General features: G+C 30.5%; 23 protein-coding genes and 3 tRNA genes. 13 read left to right on the top strand and 13 right to left on the bottom strand.

Annotated features, from left to right (window positions below; all coding sequences use genetic code 11):
• Nucleotides 1-24 precede the first annotated feature (24 nt).
• From ACN5J4_RS06380 to cyoE, 9 genes are all read right to left on the bottom strand, one after another.
• Entirely contained in the window at nucleotides 25-1389 is a 1365-nt protein-coding gene (locus tag ACN5J4_RS06380; protein ID WP_418649185.1) for a TolC family protein, read from the bottom strand.
• 126 nt (nucleotides 1390-1515) lie between these two features.
• Nucleotides 1516-1728, bottom strand: a complete 213-nt coding sequence (locus ACN5J4_RS06385; RefSeq protein WP_418649186.1) for a hypothetical protein — start codon at nucleotides 1726-1728, stop codon at nucleotides 1516-1518.
• Nucleotides 1721-2242, bottom strand: a complete 522-nt coding sequence (locus ACN5J4_RS06390; protein ID WP_418649187.1) for a DUF420 domain-containing protein — start codon at nucleotides 2240-2242, stop codon at nucleotides 1721-1723. Before ACN5J4_RS06390 ends, ACN5J4_RS06385 begins: the two co-directional genes overlap by 8 nt.
• 6 nt (nucleotides 2243-2248) lie before the next feature.
• The gene (locus ACN5J4_RS06395; protein ID WP_418649188.1) at nucleotides 2249-2896 is read right to left on the bottom strand and encodes an SCO family protein; all 648 of its coding nucleotides are present in this window, start codon (nucleotides 2894-2896) and stop codon (nucleotides 2249-2251) included.
• A gap of 21 nt (nucleotides 2897-2917) precedes the next feature.
• A complete protein-coding gene (locus tag ACN5J4_RS06400; protein ID WP_418649189.1) occupies nucleotides 2918-3559 on the bottom strand; it encodes a hypothetical protein in 642 nt (213 codons plus the stop codon).
• A 60-nt stretch (nucleotides 3560-3619) separates the two neighbouring features.
• The gene (locus ACN5J4_RS06405; protein WP_418649190.1) at nucleotides 3620-3958 is read right to left on the bottom strand and encodes a cytochrome C oxidase subunit IV family protein; all 339 of its coding nucleotides are present in this window, start codon (nucleotides 3956-3958) and stop codon (nucleotides 3620-3622) included.
• An 18-nt stretch (nucleotides 3959-3976) separates the two neighbouring features.
• A complete protein-coding gene (locus ACN5J4_RS06410; protein WP_418649191.1) occupies nucleotides 3977-4960 on the bottom strand; it encodes a cytochrome c oxidase subunit 3 in 984 nt (327 codons plus the stop codon).
• A 56-nt stretch (nucleotides 4961-5016) separates the two neighbouring features.
• Complete coding sequence (locus ACN5J4_RS06415; protein ID WP_418649192.1) at nucleotides 5017-5601, bottom strand: cytochrome c oxidase subunit 3; 585 nt, start codon at nucleotides 5599-5601, stop codon at nucleotides 5017-5019.
• 4 nt (nucleotides 5602-5605) lie between these two features.
• Nucleotides 5606-6508: a heme o synthase gene (gene cyoE / locus ACN5J4_RS06420; protein ID WP_418649193.1), complete on the bottom strand. Its 903-nt coding sequence runs from the start codon at nucleotides 6506-6508 to the stop codon at nucleotides 5606-5608.
• A 173-nt stretch (nucleotides 6509-6681) separates the two neighbouring features.
• Here cyoE and ACN5J4_RS06425 point away from each other — a divergent pair.
• The 10 genes from ACN5J4_RS06425 (at nucleotide 6682) to ACN5J4_RS06470 (ending at nucleotide 12215) form a co-directional block, all read left to right on the top strand.
• Nucleotides 6682-6753: transfer RNA gene (locus ACN5J4_RS06425), tRNA-Gly, on the top strand.
• A 54-nt stretch (nucleotides 6754-6807) separates the two neighbouring features.
• Nucleotides 6808-6893, top strand: a tRNA-Leu gene (locus ACN5J4_RS06430).
• Nucleotides 6894-6960: 67 nt separating this feature from the next.
• Nucleotides 6961-7046, top strand: a tRNA-Leu gene (locus ACN5J4_RS06435).
• Between the two features lie 286 nt (nucleotides 7047-7332).
• Complete coding sequence (locus tag ACN5J4_RS06440) at nucleotides 7333-7668, top strand: arsenosugar biosynthesis-associated peroxidase-like protein (protein ID WP_028888674.1); 336 nt, start codon at nucleotides 7333-7335, stop codon at nucleotides 7666-7668.
• 53 nt (nucleotides 7669-7721) lie between these two features.
• A complete protein-coding gene (gene arsS, locus ACN5J4_RS06445) occupies nucleotides 7722-8774 on the top strand; it encodes an arsenosugar biosynthesis radical SAM (seleno)protein ArsS (RefSeq protein ID WP_418649194.1) in 1053 nt (350 codons plus the stop codon).
• A 288-nt stretch (nucleotides 8775-9062) separates the two neighbouring features.
• Nucleotides 9063-9662, top strand: coding sequence for a TIGR04282 family arsenosugar biosynthesis glycosyltransferase (locus tag ACN5J4_RS06450; RefSeq protein WP_418649195.1), 600 nt, complete (start codon nucleotides 9063-9065; stop codon nucleotides 9660-9662).
• A 51-nt stretch (nucleotides 9663-9713) separates the two neighbouring features.
• Nucleotides 9714-10529 carry a purine-nucleoside phosphorylase gene (locus ACN5J4_RS06455; protein ID WP_418649196.1) on the top strand — a complete coding sequence of 272 codons (816 nt, stop codon included), beginning with the start codon at nucleotides 9714-9716 and terminating at the stop codon, nucleotides 10527-10529.
• A gap of 39 nt (nucleotides 10530-10568) precedes the next feature.
• On the top strand, nucleotides 10569-11537 hold the full coding sequence (gene arsM / locus ACN5J4_RS06460; protein WP_418649197.1) for an arsenosugar biosynthesis arsenite methyltransferase ArsM: 969 nt from the start codon (nucleotides 10569-10571) through the stop codon (nucleotides 11535-11537).
• Nucleotides 11538-11668: 131 nt separating this feature from the next.
• Nucleotides 11669-11962 (top strand): Bor family protein, encoded by a 294-nt coding sequence (locus tag ACN5J4_RS06465; protein WP_418649198.1) that lies wholly within the window; start codon nucleotides 11669-11671, stop codon nucleotides 11960-11962.
• A 58-nt stretch (nucleotides 11963-12020) separates the two neighbouring features.
• Nucleotides 12021-12215 (top strand): hypothetical protein, encoded by a 195-nt coding sequence (locus ACN5J4_RS06470; RefSeq protein ID WP_418649199.1) that lies wholly within the window; start codon nucleotides 12021-12023, stop codon nucleotides 12213-12215.
• On the opposite strand, the gene radA is transcribed toward ACN5J4_RS06470, so the two are convergent.
• The 4 genes from radA to panC form a co-directional block, all read right to left on the bottom strand.
• A complete protein-coding gene (gene radA, locus ACN5J4_RS06475; RefSeq protein WP_418649200.1) occupies nucleotides 12212-13573 on the bottom strand; it encodes a DNA repair protein RadA in 1362 nt (453 codons plus the stop codon). The two genes, ACN5J4_RS06470 and radA, sit on opposite strands and share 4 nt — an antisense overlap.
• 197 nt (nucleotides 13574-13770) lie before the next feature.
• A complete protein-coding gene (locus tag ACN5J4_RS06480; RefSeq protein ID WP_418649201.1) occupies nucleotides 13771-14724 on the bottom strand; it encodes a lysylphosphatidylglycerol synthase transmembrane domain-containing protein in 954 nt (317 codons plus the stop codon).
• Between the two features lie 11 nt (nucleotides 14725-14735).
• Entirely contained in the window at nucleotides 14736-15086 is a 351-nt protein-coding gene (panD, locus tag ACN5J4_RS06485; protein WP_058885987.1) for an aspartate 1-decarboxylase, read from the bottom strand.
• Between the two features lie 49 nt (nucleotides 15087-15135).
• Entirely contained in the window at nucleotides 15136-15981 is an 846-nt protein-coding gene (panC, locus tag ACN5J4_RS06490; RefSeq protein WP_418649202.1) for a pantoate--beta-alanine ligase, read from the bottom strand.
• Nucleotides 15982-16077: 96 nt separating this feature from the next.
• Between panC and ACN5J4_RS06495 the strand changes: the two genes are divergently transcribed.
• The 3 genes from ACN5J4_RS06495 to glmS are packed head-to-tail and all read left to right on the top strand — an operon-like array spanning nucleotide 16078 to nucleotide 20310.
• Entirely contained in the window at nucleotides 16078-16896 is an 819-nt protein-coding gene (locus ACN5J4_RS06495; RefSeq protein ID WP_418649203.1) for a glycogen/starch synthase, read from the top strand.
• An 8-nt stretch (nucleotides 16897-16904) separates the two neighbouring features.
• Nucleotides 16905-18443 (top strand): DUF4270 family protein, encoded by a 1539-nt coding sequence (locus tag ACN5J4_RS06500; protein ID WP_418649204.1) that lies wholly within the window; start codon nucleotides 16905-16907, stop codon nucleotides 18441-18443.
• Nucleotides 18444-18453: 10 nt separating this feature from the next.
• Entirely contained in the window at nucleotides 18454-20310 is a 1857-nt protein-coding gene (gene glmS, locus ACN5J4_RS06505; RefSeq protein WP_418649205.1) for a glutamine--fructose-6-phosphate transaminase (isomerizing), read from the top strand.
• The last annotated feature ends 5 nt before the right edge of the window (nucleotides 20311-20315 follow it).

Genomic DNA, 20315 nt, shown 5'->3' on the forward strand with positions numbered 1-20315 from the left:
TAATTAACGAGGTTTAAATTTAAATTATTCTGCAATAGACTCTCCAAAGTAAAACTTTAACACTTTAGTCTTAAAAACATAATCATACTTAGATCGTATCATTACCCCTTCTGCATTTACTAAACGATTACGAACTTGATCAAAATCAAATTGTGTTATAGAGCCGTAATCATAACTTACTTCAGCATTTTTAAAGGCTTCTTTTTGGGCTATTAAAGATACTTGTGCTGCTTCATATGTTTTTGCAGCTGCTTTAGCATCTAAATATGATTTTTCTATCTCTTGCTGTAATTGTAATTTCTGACTTTCTAGCGCAAACATACTCTGCTCTTTGTTTATTACAGATTTTGCTACGCTATTTTTTGTATGAAATCTATTAAAAATAGGAATGCTTAATGACAAACCTACACCATAACTTAAGTTATTATCTAGCTGAGTACTAAAGCCGTTTGAAACTGAACTTACAACCTTAGTTACCGGATCTGATACATACATAACATCTGGCTCACCAAAAACAGTAAAATAAGAAGTTCCTGCTCTGGCTGAATATCTTAATGTTGGTAAATAGGCTCCTTTTGCTAGTTTAATATTTAATTCTGCATTTTCTGCATTTAACTTTGCCTTTTTAATTTCTGGTCTATTTGTTAAAGCTTTATTGAATATTATTTTTGAAGAACTATACAATAAGGATTTTGATGGAGCGCCTATAATTATAGGAGCTACGTCAAAATTATCGGATGACACTTGAAGTAATTGTGCTAAATTTAACAAAGCTAAATTCAACATATTTTCTTGTAATACTAAACTCTGAATGTCATTTGCTGCGGTAGATTGTATATTCAACAAATTTCCTTTAGCAATAACACCCGCATCAAATTGTGCTTTTGCTCTTTTTATTTGATATTTACTAATTTGAGACTGAATTTTAGCAACTGCTAAATTTTCTTTAGCAAACAACACATTTAAATAAGCATTCACAACATTTAATGAAATGTCGTTTTCAACCTTAGCTAAATCAAACTTACTTCCTTTAACATTAAGTAAGGCTTGCTTTTTAGTGTTTAAATTTCTAAAACCATTAAAAATAGTTCCACCAGCATCTAAACTAAAGTTAGTAGAGTATCTATCCTGACTAGTGTTAACACCGCTAACCCCTGATGATAATCCAAAAGTACTACTATGTGAATTACTTAAACCTAAATTGGGTAAAAAATTTCCTTTAGAAATTTCAGCATCTTTTTGTGCTAACTGAACACTAAGTTTTTGCTGTTTTATACTAATATTGTTCTCTAAAGCATAATTTACACACTGTTTGAGAGTCCATTTTTTTTGAGAAAAAATTGCAAACGAAGTAAATAAGGTTATAAATAATACAATTTTTGTTTTCAAAATGAATATTTTATGATTTATAATAATTAATCGATTGATATTTAAAATACACTAAGTTATTTATAAAACTAATCAATTATTATTATAACATATTAATATATTATGCTAAAAATATTTTTTAAAATGTTAATTTTTAGATCTTTTTTTATGTTTATAAATAAAGTAAAACAAAACACCAACTAAAATATAAGGAAATATCATTAAGTAGGTAATTCCGTTATTAACACCTTCGGCAACAGTTTCATTACCACCTTCTACTACCGCTTTACACATGGCGCATTGTGAATATGCATTTATAGTAAAAAAAAACACTGCAATCAATAAAGAATTTTTAAACATAATATGGAGATATCATTAAATATACAACTACACCAGTTACGGCAACATATAACCATAATGGAAACGTAATTTTTGCAATTTTTTTATGTGCTGAAAAATAACCTAATCGAGCTCTCATAAAGGTAATTAACACAAAAGGTATTACGATAATTGATAATATGATGTGTGTTATTAATATAAATAAATAAATGTATTTAATAACCCCCTCTCCACCAAATGAGGTTGAATTTGATGTCATATGATAAGCCACATACATTATCAAAAACAAAGCTGAACAAATAACTGCTGTGGTATTTAACTGTTCATGTAATTTTTTATTTCCATTTTTAATGGCTAGTACCGAAGCAACTAACAATACAGCTGTTAAACCATTAATAGTTGCATATATTGGAGGCAAAAAAGATAACGGCTCTACATTGGGTATTTTAATGCCAAATAAAGCAGCTACAGCCAAAGGTATTACAACGGAAACTATTGTTATTAATTTTTTATATTTTTCTTCTTTATTACTCATTATAAATTATTCTTTTAATAATAACTTAATATCTTGCTTTAATTCTTGAATTTGATTTCCAAAACCGTGCTCATCAAGTGCTCGATAATACATAATAGGATTACCATGTTCATCATAACGTGAACGGATGTATCCATTTTTATCAACTAATGCAAACAAGCCTGAGTGTTCAAAACCACCATGTGAATCCTCTCCTTTGCCTGCATATAGTTTAAAACCTTCATTTGATAAATCATACACAACATCTTCTGGTTTCCCTGTCAATAAGTGCCAATTTTTATGGTTAATGTTATTTTTAATTGCATAGTTTTTTAACTGTCTAGGAGTATCAATATCAGGCGTAATTGAAAAAGAAGCTATTCCAAAGTTAAGGTTACCCATAAATTCATTTTGAATATCAATCATTCGAGCATTCATTATTGGGCAAATACTAGGACATGTTGCAAAAAAAAATTCTACAACATATACTTTATTTTTAAAACTTTTATTAGTTATAGTTACTTCATTTTGATTAATAAACTCAAAATCAGGAACCTTATTAAAAGTATGTAAATCGGCAGTTTGAAAATGTCTAATAATTTTTGGCACTGCATAAATACCAAATAATAATATAATAAAAGAAATACCTACGTATGAATAATTTTGTTTTTTCATTTTTAGCTTTTCTTAAAAACTTTAAATTTGTCTATCTGCATTATTCTTTTTTAAAGCTAAACGATATTCTGCTAAAACAACTTTAACATCATCTTTCATCTTTTTGCTAAGTACCGATACAGAAGTCATATTATATCCAAACAGTATACTGTTAGTACTATTATCTTTTCTACCTCTTAAATTAACATCCTTATCTATAATAAATGCTTTTGATGAATGTAAATTGGCATCTAATGCCTCATCTGTTTTAAAACTATTATAAAGTACTTTTATTTCAGCCTCATCAGTAAAAATAAAATTCCATTTAATCATATTTGTAAAATCTCCTAATTCTTTTTTTAATAGTGCTACTTTTTCCTCCATCCCTTTAGGTGCAATAACAATTAATTGAAAGTCATTAAAATCGTAAAATGGTTTATATATTTTTTCATTTAAGTTAAACAACTCTCCTTTTACAATATCAATATTATTACCTAAAAAAGTAACAATAGATATTTTTCTATTAAATTGGTACTTTTTATTGATGGCTGAGACTTCAATTACATTTTTAGTAACTATAGGTAACTTAGCAAAGTTATTTATACCCATAGACAAAAATATGTAAAACAACAAAGGCACTATAAATAGTGCAAACAAAACAATAAACTTTTTAGTTTTAGCCATTTCGGTTTTAATTAAAGTAAAAAAAGGTGGTTAAAACCACCTTTTCATTTTTTTATAAGATTACCATTTTACTAATGGTGCTAATGTTTCATGTAAATAATCTCCTTCTATCAAAATAATAAATAACAAATAAGAAATAAGAAATACAACAGTCCAAACTACTGATCTTCTAAACCATGTTTTTTCACCTTCTAAATGCATAAAAGCCCATGCAATATAATATGCTTTTACCAATGTTAAAATAATAAAAAGCCAATTTAACCAACTAGTTCCTAATCCATGTAAATGTAATGCATCTGGCTTAACTATACCAAAGGCAACTTCAATAGTTGTTATAATTGTTAGCATTGCTAAAACAATCCAGATTCTTTTTTTATTTGATTCGTGTGCGTGACCCATTTTAATATCGTTTTTAAATTATACTAAATAGAAGAAGGTAAATACAAATACCCAAACTAAATCTACAAAGTGCCAATATAAACCTACTTTTTCAACCATTTCATAATGCCCTCTACGTTCGTAAGTACCTAAAACGACATTGAAAAATATAATAATATTTATAATAATACCTGATAAAACATGAAAACCATGAAAACCTGTAATAAAGAAAAAGAAATCTGCAAATAAAGGATTTCCATATTCATTTTCTTGCAAATTTGCTCCTTCTACAACTTTAGTTGCTAATGCTAATTGAGCTAAACTTTCTTGTCTTGACAAAACTATTTTTTGTTTTGTTTCAAGATTTAATTTTTCCGTTCTAATTAATAGAGATGGATCATTTTTAAACGCTTCCTGAATTTGAGATACCGAATACGGTGAAATAGTAGCTTCTTTTTCAAACCATAATCCATTTTCACGAGTATGCTGAACTCTATTATCTTTTCTTTCAGCATGTACAAAATCTGCTAATGCTATTTGATGACCGTCTTTTACAAATTGTAAAATATGGTTATCAACAGTTTTAACAGCTCCATATGATCCGTTTATAAAGTTTTTCCACTCCCATGCTTGAGATCCAACGAAAATAATTCCGAAAATTATCGTAGCAAACATATACCAAGCAACTTTACCTTGTTTCTTTTGATGTCCTGCATCAACAGCAAGCACCATTGTTACTGACGATATTATTAAAATAAATGTCATTAAGGCTACATAATACATTGGTGCATGTACCCCATGTAATCCGGGAAAGTGAGTAAACACTTCATCGGCTATTGGCCATGAATCAATAAATTTAAAACGAGTTAAACCGTATGCGGCTAAAAAACCCGAAAATGTTAATGCATCTGAAACGATGAAAAACCACATCATCATTTTACCATAACTAGCGCCAAATGGTTTTTCACTACCTCCGCCCCAAGTTTCTTTCTTATCAGAATTTACAGCAATATTTGCTTCCATAAATCTCTTTTTGTTAATTTTTGTTAAAACAGTGTGCCAAAATTACGCATTTTTCATCATCTTATGAAATAGAAAAAGAAAAATAGATAAATCCATAAAACATCTACGAAATGCCAGAAGATGCCACCTAACTCAAACCCAAGCATATCGGCTGCTGAATATTTCTTTTTAAAATGATTATAAATAACAACAAGTAACACAATTACACCTGCTAATAGGTGTAAAATATGCATAAATGTTATTCCAATGATAAAAGAAGTAGAAACAGTACTCTCTGGACCTGTAAAGAATAACCCTACTGACTTTAACTCATTAAAACCTACATATTGATACCATACAAAACCTAAACCTAACACTAATGTAGTCATCAAAAATATCAATGAGGCTTTTAGATTGTTTTTCTTTAAAAATTTTTGAGAAAAAATTAATGTAATACTACTTAGTATAATTAAAACAGTGCTAATGTAAAATGATTGAGGTAAATCAAAAGTAACCCAATCATCTCGTTTCATACTAACCACATAAGCACTTGTTAGCCCTGCAAAGAACATTACCATACTAATCATAGCAACCCATAACATTGGCTTTGCTGATTTTCTTTTACCTGCTGTTAATTCTTGTTGTAAAGTTTGTGCGCTCATTTTATTAATGTAAAAATTTATCTACCACATAAATTATGGGTACGATTGTTATATAAAAAACACTTGCTAGCATTAATTTACGTGCATCAGTATTTTTTTCTGACTTGTATAATTGAAAAGCATAATATAACATTAACAAACCTAGCAACAATACTATTACGGCTGTTAATGGATGAATATAAAAGTTCCCTGTTACTTTTAAAACTGGAGCTATTGACATTAAAATCATAATACAGGTGTAAAAAATTATTTGAACAACAGCTCCTTTATCTTTTTTATCCATAGGAAGCATATGTAACCCTGCTTTATTATACTCTTCAAATTGCAGCCAACCAATTGCCCAAAAATGAGGAAATTGCCAAAAAAACTGAATCATAAATAAAAAGCCAGCCTCTATACCAAATTTACCTGTTGCAGCTACCCAACCCAACATAAAAGGAATAGCTCCAGGAATAGCCCCCACAAAAACAGCCAATGGTGTCACTGCTTTTAAAGGTGTGTAGGCACTTGTGTACAAAAAAATAGAAACAGCTCCAAATAAAGCACACTTAGGGTCAATGGCGTATAAAATTCCAATACCTGCAATAGTAAAAATAATTGCAATTATTAATGCTGTACTCACATTCATTCTTCCAGCTGGTAAAGGACGGTTTTTTGTACGTTGCATTAACCTATCTATATCTTTTTCTATAATTTGGTTAAAAGCATTTGATGCTCCAACCATTAGATAGCCTCCAATAGCTAATAATAATACAATACTATAGTCAATTGTTTCAGCCCCTAATAAGTATCCTGTTATAGAAGTAAAAACAACACTTATAGATAATCCTACTTTAGTTAATTGTTTAAAATCGTTAAATACTGATTTTAAAGAACCTGTTGTATGTTCAGTTGATATAGAATTCAATACTCGTTTTATTTTTTGCAAAGATATTTCTTTCTTGGTTCAATGACAATAAAAAAAATAATTATCGAAATTTTAAAAAAAAAATAAAAAAAATTTTTTTATCTAAAAAAAGGTTGTAAGTTTGCACCCGCATTGAAACACATGCAAACGATCTTTAAATAATTTTTGACTACGCGAAAGTAGCTCAGGGGTAGAGCATCACCTTGCCAAGGTGGGGGTCGCGGGTTCAAATCCCGTCTTTCGCTCTGAGACTTTCTTAAAAAAACATACCAATTTTGATTGTTTTGCAATCAAAAAATGCTGAAGTGGTGGAATTGGTAGACACGTTGGACTTAAAATCCAATGGGCTGTAATGCCCGTGCGGGTTCAAGTCCCGCCTTCAGTACTAAACCTCGCTTTAATTAGCGAGGTTTATTTTAAGAAAGAATCAAAAACAACTATAAAATCCACTTGCTGAAGTGGTGGAATTGGTAGACACGTTGGACTTAAAATCCAATGGGCTGTAATGCCCGTGCGGGTTCAAGTCCCGCCTTCAGTACTAAGCCTTAACATTATTTGTTAAGGCTTTTTTATGCGCTCTTTTTACACTAAATAATATGTTTAATATAAACAAACCTCTACTAACCTAGATAATACTTAAAATTATATTAAACATCCTAAAAAATAAAGTCTATATGTAAAAGGCAACACTTTTTTTGTAATGGAATAAACAATACTCCGTCTACATAATGGATTTATAACTGTATTAATGTATAGTGTTGTTAGTAGACAGGTATAAAACTTTAAAAACAATTTGTATTTTTACTTTTCAACATAAAAAATAGATGTCAAAAACATATTACGACCCAGCTGATTTACGCAAGTTTGGAAAAATAACAGAATGGAACGAAGAACTTGGAAACAAATTTTTTGATTATTACGGAAAAGTATTTGAAGAAGGTGCTTTAACTGCTCGCGAAAAAAGCTTAATTGCTTTAGCCGTTGCGCATACCGAACAATGTCCGTATTGTATTGATGCCTATACAAAAGATGGTTTAGAACGCGGAATTACAAAAGAAGAAATGATGGAAGCGCTTCATGTTGGAGCTGCTATAAAAAGTGGAGCAACTCTTGTTCATGGTGTTCAAATGATGAATAAAGTGAACAAATTAGAAATGTAAAATAATTAACAAAAGAAGAAATTATAATTTCTTCTTTTGATTTATAACAATGTATGAAAAAATCACTTTTAGCTAGAAATAACGATTTAGCAAATACACAACGTCAATTAGATATTTTATCAAACGGAATTTTTACTGATGGTGAATTACCTACGTTTGCTAAAAAAATAAAGGAAACAAATCAATTTCCTTTACGTCCTAAAAAGCTAGAAATTCTTCAGATTAATTTAGGCTATATGTGTAATCAGGTTTGTGCACATTGCCATGTTGATGCTGGTCCTGATCGTAAAGAAATAATGACCACAGCAACCATGCAACAATGTTTGGATGTTATAAAAAATACCCAAGCACATACTTTAGATTTAACTGGTGGAGCGCCTGAAATGAATCCTAATTTTAGGTGGTTTGTTGAAGAAGCTTCTAAAGCAGGAATCAAAGATTTTATTGTTCGTTCTAACTTAACAATTATTAGAGCTAACAAAAAATATCACGATTTACCCGATTTTTTCAAAAAACATAATATTCATGTTGTTTCGTCAATGCCACATTGGACACGTGGAAAAACCGACAAACAACGTGGTGATGGTGTTTTTGATAAATCAATCAAAGCACTGCAAATGTTAAACGAAGTTGGTTACGGAATTGAAGGTTCTCACTTAAAATTAGATTTAGTTTATAATCCGTCTGGTGCTTTTTTACCTGGAGATCAAATGGCGCTTGAAAACGATTTTAAAAAAGCTTTAAAAGATGATTTTAATATCGATTTTCATAATTTATTTGCGATTACCAATTTACCTATCAGTCGTTTTTTAGATTATTTAATTGCTTCTGAAAATTATGAAGATTATATGTATTCTTTAATTGATGCCTATAATCCAAAAGCTGTGGAAAATGTGATGTGTACAAATACTTTGTCTGTAAGTTGGGACGGTAATTTATATGATTGTGATTTTAATCAGATGTTAAATTTGAAAGTAGCTAGTAGCATAAAACATATTTCGGAATACAACGAAGAAATTTTACAAGACAGAAATATTATTATTAATCAACATTGTTACGGCTGTACTGCTGGTTCAGGAAGTAGCTGTCAGGGTGTGGTTGCATAATCTTTTTAATATCTAAATGTCATGCTGAATTTATTTCAGCATCGCATAAAGCGAAGAACTATGGCAAATCAGGATGCGAAACTGAAATAAATTCAGTTTGACGGATTCGATTTTTTAGATATAAAATATTTTTAAATAGGCTATAAAAATATAAAACTATTTTTGATAATTATAGTTATTTGCAAATAAGCCTAGCCCCGATTGAAGCAATTGTTTGAGTTCTTTTTTTGATTTTTCTTCAAAAAAAAGCGAGTGCGGAAAGCGGGAAATTGCTTCAAATTATAAAAAATGAGTAAAAATTTACTATTAATTTTCACTAGAAATCCTGAATTAGGAAAGACAAAAACACGTTTAGCCAAAACTGTAGGAAACGAAACTGCATTATCTATTTATAAATTTCTATTAGCAAAAACCAATGAAATTACAGCTAATTTAAGTTGTGATAAAGCAGTTTATTATTCTGTGAAAATTCGTGATAATGATATTTGGAATAAAAAAATTTATCAAAAAAATCAACAAAAAGGTGATGATTTAGGCATCAGAATGGAAAATGCTTTTAAAAATTCGTTTGATGAGAAATATGAAAAAGTGCTTATTATTGGTAGCGATTTATATGATTTATCCGAAGAAATTATAGAAGATGCTTTTGATAAATTAAATTCAAATGATGTTGTAATTGGTCCTGCCGAAGATGGCGGTTATTATCTTTTAGGAATGAAAACCTTACAGCCAAATATTTTTCAAAATAAAGCTTGGGGTACAGAAACCGTAAGAAAAGACACGCTAAAAGATTTGCAAAAAGTAAACGTACATTTGCTGAAAGAACTTAACGATGTTGATGTGTTTGAAGACATTGAAAATCATCCTGCATTTCAACAATTTTTATAAAATAAGGTATCGTAATTTTTAAAAACTGCGACACTCGAAGATATACAACCAATGAAAAAACAACAATTACAAGAAACTAAAGCATATTTAATAGCTAACGGAATTACAAATCCTGAAATAGGAATTGTTTTAGGTACAGGACTTGGAAAATTAGTCAACGAAATTGACATTGAAAAAGAGATTTTATATTCAGATATTCCTCATTTTCCACAAGCAACTGTTGAATCTCATTCTGGAAAATTAATTTACGGAACTTTATCAGGAAAAAAAGTAGTTGTAATGGCGGGGCGTTTTCATGTGTATGAAGACTATAATCTTTGGGAAGTTACATACGGAATTAGAACTATGCATAGTTTAGGCATTAAAAACTTATTGATTTCTAACGCTGCTGGAGCTATTAATTTGACCTATAAAAAAGGTGATTTAATGCTTTTAGAAGATCATATAAATTTACAAGGCGGATCTCCTCTAGCTTTTAAAGGTGCAAACGAGTTTGGTAATATTTTTGCTGATATGCTTGAGCCTTATTCTAAAAAAATCAATAATTTATTGAAAGATATTGCAAAAACAAACGAAATACAGTTACATGAAGGAATGTACGCAAGTGTTGTAGGGCCGCAATTAGAAACCAGAGCAGAATACAGAATGTTACAAATACTAGAAGCTGATGCTGTTGGTATGAGTACTGTACCTGAAGTAATTGTGGCTAAACAACTTAATTTACCTTGTGCTGCTATTTCTGTTTTAACAGATGAATGTGATCCTAAAAATTTACAACCTGTAGATATTGCTGATATTATTGCTGTTGCAGGAAAAGCTGAACCAAAAATGATTACATTATTTAAAGAATTAATTGCTAAAATATAACACTACTATAAACGTGTTTTTAGCACAAAAAACAAAAACATGAGTTACCTAGAAACTACACATAACGTATATAAAGAAGCTGCATTAACACCTGATGTTGGTTTATGCTGTACTACAAACCCTATTTGGGAATTACCAGGATTAAAAATTCCACGTATTATGCAAGAAATGAACTACGGTTGTGGTTCTACTGTTCATGCTCGTGATTTAACTAATAATCCTAAAATGCTATATGTTGGTGTTGGTGGCGGTATGGAATTATTACAATTCGCTTATTTCAATAGAAATAAAGGCGGTGTAATTGGGTTAGATGTGGTGGATGAAATGTTAGAAGCATCTCGCAAAAACTTTAAAATTGCTGAAAAACAAAATGATTGGTTTAAATCTGATTTTGTTGATTTACGAAAAGGTGACGCAATGAATTTACCTGTTGAAGATAGTTCTATTGATGTTGCTGCTCAAAATTGTTTGTTCAATATTTTTAAGTCGGATGATTTAAAGAAGGCTATTGCAGAAATGTATCGTGTTTTAAAGCCTCACGGAAAATTGGTTATGAGCGACCCAACTTGCGAGCAAGAAATGAACGATGAATTACGTAATGACGAACGTTTACGTGCCTTATGTTTAAGCGGAAGTTTATCTATTGCCGATTATGTAAAAGCTTTAACTGATGCTGGTTTTGGAACGATTGAAATTAGAGCTAGAAAACCTTATCGAATTTTAGATCCGAAGAATTATCCTACTGATGAATTGATTTATATTGAATCAATTGAAGTTGCCGCAATTAAAGATCCGATGCCTGAAGATGGTCCGTGTGTTTTTACAGGAAAAGCAGCTATTTATTATGGTGATGAAGATTATTTTGATGATGGATTAGGTCATACTTTATTAAAAAATCAACCTTTAGCAATTTGCGATAAAACAGCAAGAGATTTAAAAGCTTTAGGAAGAGATGATATTTTCTTTTCAGAATCTACCTATCATTACGATGGTGGTGGATGTTGTTAATTTATTGAATTAAAATAAAAAAAGAAATTCTTATAAAAATTAAGAGCTTCTTTTTTTATTTTAATTAGTTTTTTTATAGTTTAGTAGCTAAATTAATCATTACTCTGAAAAGAGTGAAAAATAAAAAATAAATGAAAAATTCAATTAAAATGATTGCTGTTGTATTTGCTTCATCAATGTTATTAACTTCTTGTTATTCTTATACAAGTGTTGTTGGAAAAGGTGCACAAGGAAATTCTCAAACAACTGAATGGAACCATTATGTTGTATATGGTTTAGCACCTGTTGGAGTTTCTAACTCTAAACAAATGGCTGATGGAGCTAAAGATTATACTGTTCATACAAGACAATCTTTTGTTAATGGATTAGTGTCTGGTTTAACTTTTGGACTTTACACACCTACGACTACTACAGTAACTAAATAATCAGTTATAAAAGAAGAAGAGTAATAAAAATTACTCTTCTTCTTATAAATATTTAAGTATGAAAAAAATTATTTTTTACATTTCAATTACTATTTCAATACTATTATTAATAAATATAATTGAAATGTTAATTACTGATTTTAACAGATTAACAGAATATGGATATGGTTACTTAATTGGAAAAGTAATTCTTTTTGTACTTTTTTTATCTGTTGTATTTTTCACAAGAAAGAAACAAATTAAAATAACCTAAGCAAATAAGGTTGCAAAAGCTTCTTCAATTTTACCGACTAAAAGCAATTTAATCGTGTGATTTTTTGAGGCTATTTTATTATATTTTGATGCAACCAAGGTTTCATATCCTAATTTTTCAGCCTCTATAATTCGTTGATCGATTCTTGAAACTGGTCTTATTTCACCCGCTAAACCAACCTCAGCAGCAAAACAAACATTTGGGTTTATTGCCATATCTTGATTTGATGATAATATAGCTGCTACAACTGCTAAATCTATTGCAGGATCATCAACATGAATACCTCCTGTAACATTTAAAAAAACATCCTTTGCTCCTAATTTAAATCCTGCTCGTTTTTCTAAAACAGCTAAAATCATGTGTAATCTTTTCAGATTATATCCTGTTGTAGAACGTTGTGGTGTACCGTAAACAGCTGTACTCACTAAAGCTTGAATTTCTATCATTAAGGGGCGTACACCTTCTAAAGTTGATGCAATTGCTGTTCCGCTTAAATCGGCATCTTTTTTAGATATTAATATTTCTGATGGATTTGAAACTTCTCGTAAACCTGTTGATAACATTTCGTAAATTCCTAATTCAGCTGTTGATCCGAATCGGTTTTTTTGTGAACGTAAAATTCTATATGTATGATTTCTATCACCTTCAAATTGTAAAACAACATCTACCATGTGTTCTAAAATTTTAGGTCCAGCAATATGTCCATCTTTATTAATGTGTCCGATTAATAAAACTGGGGTTCCTGTTTCTTTAGCAAATTTTATTAATTCTGCTGATGTTTCACGGATTTGAGAAATACTTCCTGGTGATGCTTCTATAGAATTGGTATGTAATGTTTGAATAGAATCTATTACCAAAACATCGGGTTGAACTTGTTCTATATTTTTAAATATTTGTTGTGTACTTGTTTCTGTTAATATTAAACAATTAGAATTGGTTGCTTTTAAACGTTCGGCACGCATTTTAATTTGCGATTGACTTTCTTCTCCTGAAACATACAATACTTTTTGAGGAATATTTAAAGCAATTTGTAATAATAAAGTCGATTTTCCGATTCCTGGTTCTCCTCCTAATAAAACAACTGCACCTTTTACAATTCCGCCACCTAAAACAGTATCTAATTCGTTATTTTGAGTTACAACACGTTCTTCAGTGTTTACTTGAATATCTTGTACTTTTAAAGGTTTAGCTACTTTTTTAACTACATTTTCAGGCGTTTGCCAAGCTCTTTTTTCTTCTTTTTCAACAACTTCTTCAACAATAGTATTCCATTCTTTACAGGTTTTACACTGCCCTATCCATTGTGCATGTTGAGATCCGCAATTTTGACAGAAAAAAGTAGTTTTTGTTTTAGCCATTTGAAATAAATTGAAAGTTTTAAAATCGTATTAATAAAACTCAAAGTTACAAACTTAAATAGTTTATAATCGAATTTTAAAAAGTAACTGCGTTAGCGATTGAATGGCATGTTTGAGCTCTTTTTTATTTTTTCCTTTTCGAAAAAATAAAAAAAGCGAGTAATGAAAGCGCGACCTGCAAGGGAACGCTCAAAAAATTATTGTTCTTTCTTGTTCTTATTATAAAGCGGTAAAAATAGAAATGATAAGCCTCCAAAAATGATAATCATGGCTGTTTGAGCTGTCCACATAATCCAACCGAAAGCGGTTGCGGGTTCTTCTGATATTCCAAATAATGCCAGTGCTCCTGCTACGGCAATTGGATATAAACCGATGCCTCCATTGGTGGCTGCAATGCTAAATCCGCCTGCGATAAAACCAATTAAAACACCGCCTAAAGGAACTTCTAAGCCGTCAATAGCGGGAATGGTTGCCCAAAACATACACACATACATTGCCCAAATAAACACGGTGTGGAATATAAATGCCCACTTGTGTTTCATTTTAAAAATGCTGGTTACGCCTTCGACTAAGCCTGAAATAAAGCTTTTAATTTTTAAACCAATTCCTGATTGTGCTTTTTTTACATAACGGGTTATGGCGTAAAAAACAAGTGCTAAAACACTTAAAATAATGACGATTCTTAGCGGGTCAAAATTTTTAGTAAGCAGGTTATAAATAAAATCGAACTGTAAAAAAAGGGTGATTGCGATGATGCTTAACATCATGATTACATCGGCAATTCTTTCGGCTACAATAGTTCCGAATCCTTTTTCAAAAGGAATGTTTTCGTAGTTTGCCATTACAGCGGCTCGTGAAACTTCACCCGCTCTTGGCAATGCTAAATTAACTAAATAACCGACCAAAACGGCTAAAGTACTATTGCCAAAATCGGGTTTATAACCCATTGGTTCTAACAGAAATTTCCATCTGTAGGCTCTTGATAAATGGCTTAAAATTCCAAAAAATAAACCCAAGGCTATCCAACTGTAATTGGCATCTTTAAAATATTGAACTAAAACATCTAACGAAATTTTAGAAACAGAATACCAAACTAAAAAACCGCCCAAAATGAGCGGTAATATAATTTTTAAAGCTTTTTTTAAATTCAAAATGTAAGAATCTAGGTAAGTGTATTGTCGGCTTCGTTAGGAAAAACTAAAGAAGGTGTAAATTTCTTTGCTTCTTCTAATTCCATAAACGCATACACGATTAAAATTAACACATCGCCTTTGGCTACCTTTCTGGCTGCGGCACCGTTTAAGGTGATTTCTCCGCTTCCTCTTGGTCCTGGTATGGCGTATGTTTCTAAACGTTCGCCATTATTGTTATTCACAATTTGAACACGTTCGCCTTCAATAATTCCTGCAGCATCCATTAAATCTTCATCAATGGTAATGCTTCCTATATAATTTAAATCGGCACCTGTAACTTTTACGCGGTGGATTTTAGATTTTACTACTTGTACTAACATAATTGCAAAAATATGTTTTTAATGATTAATGATTTGTTTTTGATAAATTTTATTTTAATCTAATGTTATCTATCAATCTAATTTCTCCAGCAAAAACTGCTATAAAAGCACGGTATTTTTCACTCTCCTTTTTAGCTTCAATTGTTTTCAATGTTTTCTCTGATGCTATTGTAAAATACTCTAAGATTAATAATGGATGTTCTTTAAACTTTTTTTTCACCCACCTAGTTACTTCATTAGCACTTTTTGTGCCAAATTTTTTCTTAGCTTTTTTAAGCGTTTGATAAATAAAGGGAGCTGCTTTTCGGTACTCATCAGATAAACGCGTATTACGTGAACTCATTGCTAAACCGTCTGATTCTCTATAAATATCACAGCCTTGTATTTGCACAGGTATTGCATACTTTTCAACCATTTTTTTAATAATTTGCAATTGTTGAAAATCTTTTTTACCGAAATAAGCACTATCTGGCTCAATAATTTCAAATAATGTTTTTACTACTGTTCCAACGCCATCAAAATGCCCGTTACGAAATTTACCTTCCATTTGATCTTCTAATCCATCAAAATTAAAAGTATCAGCAATTATATTACTATCATAAATTTCAGCTACCGATGGCAAAAATAATACCTCGCAATCAACACCTTCTAACAAAGCAATATCTTGATCAGTAGTTTTTGGGTATTTAACCAAATCTTCTTTATTGTCAAATTGAGTTGGATTTACAAAAATACTAACTACGGTTATATCATTTTTTTTCTTAGCTTTTTGTATGAGTGATAAATGTCCTTGATGCAAGGCACCCATGGTAGGTACAAACCCAATTGATCTATGAGCCTTTTTTATTGTTGATAAAAAACATTTTAATTCTGATTTAGTTTTATAAACTTTCATGCTGTTATAGTTGAAGTACGTGCAAAATTAGCAATTTAACACCATTTTAGCATAAATTTTCGTATTTTTGCTCCTACTATAAAAGAGACAGATTTAATGAAGGATAAGAGAATATTATATGTTTCATCAGAGGTAACTCCTTATTTACCTGAAACAGAATTATCGTCTACTGCATTTAATGTTGCTAAAAACGCACATTCTAAAGGAGTTCAAACCCGAATTTTTATGCCTCGCTACGGGGTAATCAATGAACGAAGACATCAATTACATGAAGTTATTCGCTTATCTGGTATGAATTTAATAATTAATGATATGGATATGCCACTAATTATTAAAGTTGCTTCAATTCCTAAGGAAAGAATGCAGGTATACTTCATTGATAATGAAGAGTATTTTAAGCGTAAAGCAGTATACTCTGATGAAGATGACAAAATGTTTAATGATAATGACGAACGTATGATTTTCTTTGCGAAGGGAGTTGTGGAAACCGTTAAAAAATTAAACTGGGCACCTGATATTATTCATGTTCATGGATGGATGGCATCTTTACTTCCTCTTTATTTAAAAGAATTTTATAAAGAAGAGCCTTTATTTACTGAAAGTAAAATTGTTACTTCAATTTATAGTAATAATTTTGATGGTGAATTAAATAGTGAATTAGCTAACAAAGTTCGTTTCGATAAAGTTAATGAATTAAAAGTAGCAACTATTCAAACACCTAATGAAATTAACATTTTAAAAAGTGCTATTGAAAACTCAGATGCTATTGTAAAAGGTAGCGAAGTTTTACCTGATGAAATAAATGATTTTATTGCTGAAAAGGCAACTAAGGTTTTAGAATTTCAGCCCGAAGAAACTTTAACTGAAGCTTATTTACAATTTTACAAAGAAAACGTTTTAGAATTAAGCGAATAACAATACAAATGATTAGAAAAATTAGCTTTTTAGGTATTAGCCTGCTATGTTTAGCAACTATAATATCATGTGAAAAAGATTTTAACGACATAGGAACTAATGTTGTTGGAAATACAAAATTTGAAACAGGTGAAATTTTATTAGACATAGAAATTACCCCTATAAATATTGAAAGTGTTAGAGCTGATAATATTGCTATTGGATCACTAGGTGAGTATTGGTTAGGTGTATATAATAACAAAAACTATGAAGCCATTAAAGCTTCTATTATTAGTCAAATAGGCTACGTTTCAGGTTTTAAAAATAGCGCTAGTTCTGTTACAGATACTGTATACGACTTAGATAAAGTTATTTTAAAAATTCCTTACCCTGCTACATCTACAGGAGTATCTAATGGTATAACTACTTTTAAATTAGATTCTATTTTAGGAAATGTTAATGAAGAAACCTCTTTAAAAGTTTATCAAAATGAAACATTTTTAAACACCTTAAATCCTAACGACCCAGCTAAAGGTAACACTTTCTTCTCAGACGCTGATTACAAAGGAGATAATCTTTTAAGTGAAAGTAATGATTTTACTTTTAAACCAAGAGCCAATACAGATACAATATATAGTTATCCTAGAATAAACAGGTTTGCCACCTCTACCACTTACATCGATACGGTTAAGGTAAGAGTTTCTAATAAAACTCCTGCTGTACCTTTTTTAGCAATTCCTCTAGACTTAGCTAAAATGAAAGCACTGTTTTGGGATGAATTTGAAGGTCCTTATTTTTCTTCTAAAGATGCATTTAACAATTATTTTAGAGGGCTTAAAATTATGACTTCTGGTACTAAAGGAAGTTTAGTGCCATTTAAGTTAAGCGGAAGCCCTGCTGCTTCTTTAGATTTTCATTATACAAAATCTATTATGGACGGATCTGTTGTTAAAGATACTTTAAACAAAAAATACTCTTTTCCTTTGTCTGATATTAAAAATAGTATTTACAACATGAGTCAAGCCGAAAATGATACACCAACAAATAGTTTTACTATTCAAGGTACCGCAGGAAAAATGGCTCAAATAAATATTATTGATGAAGTAAAGTTAAACGAGTTAAGAGCTAATAATTGGCTTGTTAATGATGCTTCTTTAACATTTTATGTTAACCAAGCCATTGATACTGACAACAAAATAATACCTCAGAGATTATTTATTTATCAAAATAAAAAAAATGAAAATGGAGAGAATACACCAAAACAACTAACAGATGCCTATAAGGAGTCAGCAAGTTTTGGTGGTTACTTAACATTGTCTGATGATAAAACTCCAGAAAAATATGCTTTTAAAATAACAGACTATATCGCTAATTTATTAGACGGCACAAGTACTGACATTTCTCCTTTAGTTTTAAAAGTTTATAACAACACTACTGATGATGCCACAAGTGAAAATGTTAAGAGTTATAACTGGAACCCTAGAGGGGTTACCTTACTAGACGGAAATAAAACTGTAAACGGCGTAAAAAGAGCTGTACTAAAAATATCATATTCAAAACAAAAATAAAACATTTGCTATGTGTGGAATAACAGGTTATATAGGACATAGAGAGGCTTATCCAATAGTAATTAACGGATTAAAGCGCTTAGAATATAGAGGGTATGATAGTGCCGGAATAATGATGTATGATGGAGAATCAATACATTTATCAAAAACCAAAGGAAAGGTTTCTGATTTAGAAGTAATTACTAATAAAGATGAAAAAAGAAAAAAAGGGAATATAGGAATTGGGCATACTCGTTGGGCTACTCATGGTATTCCTAATGAAATAAATTCTCATCCTCATGTTTCACAATCTGGAGATTTAGTGATTGTTCATAATGGAATTATTGAAAATTATGACACTATAAAAAAAGAATTAATTTCTAGAGGATATACTTTTATAAGTGATACTGATACAGAAGTATTAGTTAACCTTATTGAAGAGGTTAAAAAAAATGAAGGTTGTAAATTAGGAAAAGCTGTGCAACTAGCACTTAACAATGTTATTGGAGCATATGCTATTACCGTATTTGATAAAAACAAACCTAACGAACTAATTGTTGCTCGTTTAGGAAGCCCTATTGCAATAGGAGTTGGAAAAAATAATGAAGAGTTTTTTATAGCCTCTGATGCTTCTCCCTTTATTGAATATACTAAAAACGCTATTTATCTGGAAGATGGTGAATTAGCCATTATTAAAAAAAATAAAGGAATAAAAGTTCGTAAAATTGATAATGATAAAGAAATTGACACTAATATTCAAGAACTTCAATTAAGCTTAGAGCAGATTGAAAAGGGTGGATATGATCATTTCATGCTAAAAGAAATTTACGAACAACCAAAGGCTATTATAGATACTTACAGAGGTAGAATGCTATCTGATAAAGGTATTATTCGCATGGCTGGTATAGATGATAATATTTCTAAATTCACAAATGCTAATAGAATTATTATAGTTGCCTGTGGTACATCTTGGCATGCAGGCTTAGTAGGTGAATATCTTTTTGAAGATATGGCACGTATTCCTGTTGAAGTAGAATATGCTTCAGAATTTAGATACCGTAACCCAATTATTAACGAAAACGACGTAGTAATAGCAATTTCTCAATCAGGAGAAACCGCAGATACTTTAGCTGCTATTAAGTTAGCAAAATCTAAAGGAGCATTTGTTTTTGGTATTTGTAACGTTGTAGGTTCTTCTATCGCTAGAGAAACTCATGCTGGGGCTTATACACATGCTGGTCCTGAGATTGGTGTTGCATCAACAAAGGCATTTACTACACAAATAACAGTGCTTTCTTTAATTGCTTTAAAATTAGCTAAAGAAAAAGGAACATTGTCTAAATCGGCAGTAAATAATTATTTACAAACATTACAACAAATTCCTGCTCAAATAGAAAAATTATTAGAAGCAGATGCACAAATTAAAGAAATTGCAAGGGTTTATAAAGATGCTAAAAACTGTTTGTATTTAGGTAGAGGGTTTAATTTTCCTGTAGCTTTAGAAGGTGCTTTAAAACTTAAAGAAATTTCATATATCCATGCAGAAGGCTATCCTGCTGCTGAAATGAAACATGGCCCTATTGCTTTAATTGATGAAAATATGCCAATTTTTGTAATTGCTACAAACAAAGGACATTATGAAAAAGTGGTGAGCAATATTCAAGAAATAAAATCGAGAAGTGGTAAAATTATTGCCATCGTAACTGAAGGAGATACTACAGTGAAAGAAATTGCTGATCATGTAATTGAAATTCCTGACACTGATGAAGCTTTTACACCGTTATTAACTACAATTCCTTTTCAGCTACTTTCATATCATATTGCTGTGTTATTAGAAAAAAATGTAGATCAACCAAGGAATTTAGCAAAATCTGTAACTGTTGAATAATAGTA

It is taken from the genome of Tenacibaculum aestuariivivum (assembly GCF_964507685.1).
GTDB classification, from domain to species: domain Bacteria; phylum Bacteroidota; class Bacteroidia; order Flavobacteriales; family Flavobacteriaceae; genus Polaribacter; species Polaribacter aestuariivivum.